Here is a 5,475-nt window from a genome sequence, read left to right as displayed (position 1 = left end):
GCCAGGCCGGCGGCGAGTTCGGCGTCGGTGGCGCCGCAGTGGCCGAGCACGGCGAGCCGCAGGGTGGCGGGGTTCGCCTCGAAAGGGTCGGGCGCGGTGGGTCCGGTGGTGACCACGGCGGCGGCCCCGGGCCGCAGGGTGGCCAGCCGGATCTCCTCGGGCCGCCAGTCGCCGACCGCCCAGAGCGGGTCGGGACCGGTCCACAGGGTGCGCGCGGCGATCGGGGCCACGGCGCCGGGCGGCTCGTGCGCCGGTGCGCCCGGCCGGGGCACGCCCGTGCACCAGCCCGTCAGCCACCGCATCGCGCCTCCACCGGACGAGGACCTGCACCGCTCGGCGGGTCCGGATCCGCGGCCCGCGTCCGGCGCGCCGTCAGAGGACATCGTGCCACCGGTTGTGCTTCCGGTGACCGGAGTTGTCGTTTCCGGTACGCGCGGGGGGCTGTTGCCGTAGGGCCGGTCCCCCCGGGACCGCGCCGGGCGGACGGCGGTGACGGCGCGGGGTTTCGAACACCCGGACGAGGTGTTCCACCGGAGCGGCCCGGGCCTTCCCCTCCCCGGCCCGGACCGCCCCGTGGGTCGCCCTGTCATGGCCATCGCGAGATGGCCGAAAGGCGTCGCTCGGCCCGGGAGGGCATCCGCATGCCCTCCCGGACGTCGCCGCCGCCCGCGGGGATGAAGGCGGCGGCTTCCCCCGGCCCGCCGGGTCCTCGACGGCGGGCCGACCCACGACCACCAGCGAATCGCCGACCAGCCGGTCGGGCCAGGGGGCACGGCCGGGCGCACATCGACACGGGACCGGAGCACGGGACTCCGGCGCACCGCCGGGAGACCGCCGGGCGGCCGGATCCCGGCGGTCCTGACCAACTTCGCGACCCGCCCGCCGCCCGCCGCCGGGCGCGCGATCCCGCCATCCGGAATGCGGCCTCTTAACCCTCGGAACGCGTCCGACTACTCTAGGTACAGCAGCTTCGGCCCGGTGCCGCCCGGGCCCCGCGCACAAGGCCGCAGGAGGTGCCGCCGCCACCATGACCGTCAGCCCACGAGGACCGAACGAACGGCTCGGCACGCTCCTGACCCTGGCGCAGATCAGCAACGCGGGTCTGGCCCGCCGGGTCAACGACCTCGGCGCCCAGCGCGGGTTGACGCTCCGCTACGACAAGACCTCGGTGGCGCGCTGGGTCAGCAAGGGCATGGTGCCGCAGGGCCCCGTGCCGCACCTGATCGCCACCGCGATCGGCGGCAAGCTCGGCCGGCCCGTGCCGCTGGAGGAGATCGGCCTCGGCGACACCGACCCGGCGCCCGAACTCGGCCTGGCCTTCCCGCGCGAGGTCCCCGACGCGGTCCGGTCCGCCACCGACCTCTGGCGGGTCGACCTCGACCTGCGCCGCGGCCCCGGCGGCGGCCGCTGGAGCGACAGCCTGGCCGGCACCTTCTCGGTCGCCGCCTACGCGACCCCGGTCTCGCGCTGGCTGATCAACCCCGCCGACGGCTCGGTGGCGCGTGAACTGCCCCGCGCCCCGGCCGAGTCGGGCTCGTACCGGGTCGGCCACTCGGACGCCGCCAAACTCCGCGAGGCCGCCCAGGAGGCCCGCCGCTGGGACTCCAAGTACGGCGGCGGGGACTGGCGTTCGTCGATGGTGCCGGAATGCCTGCGGGTCGAGGCGGCGCCGCTGCTGCTGGCCTCGTACAGCGACGCGGTGGGCCGGGCGCTGTTCGGCGCGACGGCCGAACTCACCCGGCTGGCCGGGTGGATGGCCTTCGACACCGGCCAGCACGAGGCCGCCCAGCGCTACTACATCCAGGCCCTGCGGCTCGCCCGGGCCGCCGCCGACGTCCCGCTCGGGGGCTACGTGCTGGCCTCGATGAGCCTGCAGGCCGGCTACCGGGGCTTCGCCGAGGAGGCCGTGGACCTCGCCCAGGCCGCGCTGGAGCGCAACCGGGGCCTGGCCACCGCCCGGACGATGAGCTTCTTCCACCTGGTCGAGGCCCGGGCCCAGGCCAAGGCCCGGAACGCGGCGGCGTGCGCGACGGCGCTCGGGGCAGCGGAGAGCGCGCTCGAACGGGCGCGCGCCGGGGATCCCGATCCGGCGTGGATCGACTTCTACGCCTACGACCGGCTCGCCGCCGACGCCGCCGAGTGCTTCCGCGACCTCGGAGTTCCGTCCAAGGTCCGGCAGTTCACCCGGGAGGCGCTGGCCCGCCCCACCGAGGGGTTCGTGCGCTCGCACGGCCTGCGGCTGGTGGTCTCCGCGATGGCCGAGGCCGAGGCGGGCAACCTGGACGCGGCGGTCGCGGCCGGCGAGCGCGCCGTCGACGTGGCCGGGCGGATCTCCTCCCAGCGCAGCCGCGAGTACGTGGTGGAGATGCTGCGCCGGCTGGAGCCCTTCCAGGGCGAGCGCCGGGTCCGCGACCTGACCGAACGCGCCCGCGCGGTGATCGTCGCCCCGGCCTGACCGACTGCGGCGCCGCCGGAGCCCGCACGGGTGCCGCGCGGGCCCGGCCGAAACGCCCCCGGGCCCCCTCGACCGGCCCCCGCCGTCGTGGCAGCATCGCGGACGGACGGGGGCGGTCGGACAAGGCGAGGAGCGGGCCGTGCGGTACGACGTCGACGTGCTGGTGGTGGGGGGCGGGATCGTCGGGCTGGCCACGGCCCACGCGCTGGTCGGGGCCCGCCCCGGACTCCGGCTCACCGTGCTGGAGAAGGAACCCGGCCTGGCCGCCCACCAGACCGGCCGCAACAGCGGGGTGATCCACAGCGGCGTCTACTACCGGCCGGGCTCGCTCAAGGCCCGGTACGCGGTGGCCGGCGCCGCCGAGATGGTGGAGTTCTGCCGCGCCCACGGCATCCCGCACGAGGTCACCGGCAAGCTGATCGTCGCCACCGGGCCCGCCGAACTCGACCGGCTGCGCGCGCTGGCCGAACGCGGCCGGGCCAACGGCATCCCGGTCACCGAACTCGACCGCCGGGGCATCGCCGAGTACGAGCCGCAGGTCACCGGCGTCGCCGGCCTGCACATCGGCAGCACCGGCATCTGCGACTTCCCCGCCGTCGCCGCCGCCTACGCTCGCCTCGCCCGCGAGGCCGGGGCCGAGATCCGCACCGGCACCGAGCTGCGCGCGATCGCCCGCCGGGCCGACGGCGTCACCGTGCAGACCTCGGCCGGGGAGCTCCGCTGCCAGGTCCTGGTGAACTGCGCGGGCCTGCACAGCGACCGGATCGCCCGGCTGGCGGGCGACGACCCCGGCCTGCGGATCGTCCCCTTCCGCGGCGAGTACTACGAACTCGTCAAGGAGCGCCGGGAGCTGGTCCGCGGACTGGTCTACCCCGTGCCCGACCCGGCGTTCCCGTTCCTGGGCGTCCACCTGACCCGGGGCGTGCACGGCGACGTGCACGTCGGCCCGAACGCGGTGCCCGCGCTGGCCCGCGAGGGCTACGACTGGCGCACCGTCCGACCCCGCGACCTGGCCGGCACCGCGGCCTTCCCCGGCACCTGGCGGATCGCCCGCCGGCACTGGCGCTACGAGGTGGGCGAACTGCACCGCTCGCTGTCCAAGCGGGCCTTCACCTCGGCCGTCCAGCGGCTGCTGCCCGCCGTCGTCCCGGCCGACCTGGTCCGGGCCACCGCCGGGGTCCGCGCCCAGGCGGTCGCCAGGGACGGCTCGCTGCTGGACGACTTCGCCTTCGCCGGCTTCGACCCCGACGACCCGCGCTCCGCCCGCCGCCTGGTGCACGTGCTGAACGCGCCCTCCCCGGCGGCCACGGCCTCGCTGCCGATCGGCCGGGAGGTGGCCCGCCGGGCGCTCGCCGCACTGGACGCGGGCGGCAGGTGAGGGCGGACCGCGAGGACCGGCCCGGGCCGGCCGCGGCGACGGACATGGCGGCGGACGCGGGGGCGGACATGGGGGCGGACATGGGGGCGGACGTGGGGCCCGTCACAGCCCCCTCGGCCCCCGCCCGACGGCCCCGTAGACTCGGTTGATTGTGACTGCCACCGCCCCGATCCCCCAGCCCTCGCCCTCCGCCCGGCTCTCCGCGGCCCCCGCCGCCTACCCGGCGCCGATGTACCCGCACAAGGCCACCGAGGCCCAGCACAGCGAGCGGCGCATCCGCAGCTTCCAGCCGCGCCGGGGCCGGATGACCAACGCCCAGGCGGGCGCGCTGGACCGGAGCTGGGAGACCTACGGCATCGCGATCGACGGCACCCCGCTCGACCTGCCCGCGCTCTTCGACGGCCTGCCGGTCACCCTGGAGATCGGCTTCGGCATGGGCGAGACCACCGCCGCGATGGCCGCCGCCGACCCGGCCATGGGCATCCTGGCCGCCGACGTCCACACCCCCGGCCACGGCAACCTGCTCGGCATGCTGGAGCGCGACGGCAGCACCAACGTCCGCCCCGCCGCCGGGGACGCCGTGATCCTGCTGCGCGACATGCTCCAGGACGCCTCGCTGGCCGGTCTGCGGGTCTACTTCGCCGACCCGTGGCCCAAGCCCAAGCACCACAAGCGGCGGCTGGTCCAGCCGTCCTTCCTGGAGCTGGTCCTCCCCCGGCTGGCGCCCGGCGCGCTGGTGCACTGCGCCACCGACTGGGAGCCCTATGCCGAGCAGATGCTCGCCGTGCTGTCCGCCTCCCCGGAGCTGGAGAACCTCCACCCCGAGGGTGACGGCACCGGCTGGACCGAACCGGCGGACCACCCGGACGGCTCCGTCCCCGGTTACGCGCCGCGACCGGACTGGCGCCCGGTGACCAAGTTCGAACGGGCCGGCATCGCCAAGGGCCACGTGGTGCACGACCTGCTGTTCCGCCGCCGCTGACCCCGCGCCGGGCGTTCGACCCGGCGCGCCGGCACGGCCCCCGGCCCCGTCGACGGGCGCGTCCGGGGCGGACGGTTCCCCCCGACTCCGCCCGGCCGCCCGGCGGCTTGGCCTACCCTGTGCCGGGTGAGCACCCCGTCCGGCGATGGGTACCACATCACCGTGCGGGCCGCCGACGACCGAGAGATGCCCACGCCCACCGCCGACACCCGGACCATCCCGGGGCCGCGGAGGCGCCGGGCCCAGCGGTTCGTGCCCCGGCCGGGCCGCGCCGACCCCCAGGACCCCGGCACGCACCGGGACGGCCCCACCGCGCCCGGCCCGGCCCCCGGCGGCCGCCGCGCGCTGCGCCCGGCCGCCTTCTCCGCGGTGACCGCGACGGCCGTACTGACCCTGGCCGGCTGCGGGGTGCTGATCCTCCACCTGGTCCGCCGCCAGACCGGCACCGCCGGACTGCTGGTCGGCCTCGGGCTGGCGATGGTCCCGCTGCCCTTCGTGCTCGGCGGGCTCGCCTGGCTCAACCAGACCGCCCGGGTGCCGCTGCGGCACACCGTGTTCTGCCTCGGCTGGGGCGCCTGCGCCGCCACCACCGTGGCCATCCTCGCCAACGGCTGGACCAGCACCTATCTGAGCACCCACCAGGGCAGCCTCGGCGAGGCG

At 76.9% G+C, this 5,475-nt stretch carries 3 protein-coding genes and 2 pseudogenes; 4 read left to right on the top strand and 1 reads right to left on the bottom strand.

Features of this window, described 5'->3' with window-relative positions; genetic code table 11:
* Positions 1-302 (bottom strand): annotated as a pseudogene (locus tag BI06_RS50555) (asparagine synthase); the annotation flags it as partial.
* 725 nt (positions 303-1,027) lie between these two features.
* Here BI06_RS50555 and BI06_RS11025 point away from each other — a divergent pair.
* From BI06_RS11025 to BI06_RS50550, 4 genes and pseudogenes are all read left to right on the top strand, one after another.
* Positions 1,028-2,455, top strand: coding sequence for a hypothetical protein (locus BI06_RS11025; protein WP_030398588.1), 1,428 nt, complete (start codon positions 1,028-1,030; stop codon positions 2,453-2,455).
* Between the two features lie 139 nt (positions 2,456-2,594).
* Positions 2,595-3,833, top strand: coding sequence for an L-2-hydroxyglutarate oxidase (gene lhgO / locus BI06_RS11020; RefSeq protein WP_030398587.1), 1,239 nt, complete (start codon positions 2,595-2,597; stop codon positions 3,831-3,833).
* A 151-nt stretch (positions 3,834-3,984) separates the two neighbouring features.
* Positions 3,985-4,815, top strand: a complete 831-nt coding sequence (gene trmB / locus BI06_RS11015; protein WP_030398586.1) for a tRNA (guanosine(46)-N7)-methyltransferase TrmB — start codon at positions 3,985-3,987, stop codon at positions 4,813-4,815.
* A 126-nt stretch (positions 4,816-4,941) separates the two neighbouring features.
* A pseudogene (locus BI06_RS50550) lies at positions 4,942-5,475 on the top strand (hypothetical protein); the annotation flags it as partial.

This window comes from Kitasatospora sp. MBT66 (assembly GCF_000710405.2).
Classification (GTDB): Bacteria; Actinomycetota; Actinomycetes; order Streptomycetales; family Streptomycetaceae; genus Kitasatospora; species Kitasatospora purpeofusca.
Note: the sequence above shows the minus strand (reverse complement) of the source record. Positions and strands in the feature narration are given on the sequence as shown.

Coding starts and splice junctions, on each gene's coding strand:
- BI06_RS11025 (WP_030398588.1), top strand. CDS start 1,028: ATGACCGTCAGCCCACGAGGACCGAACGAACGGCTCGGCACGCTCCTG.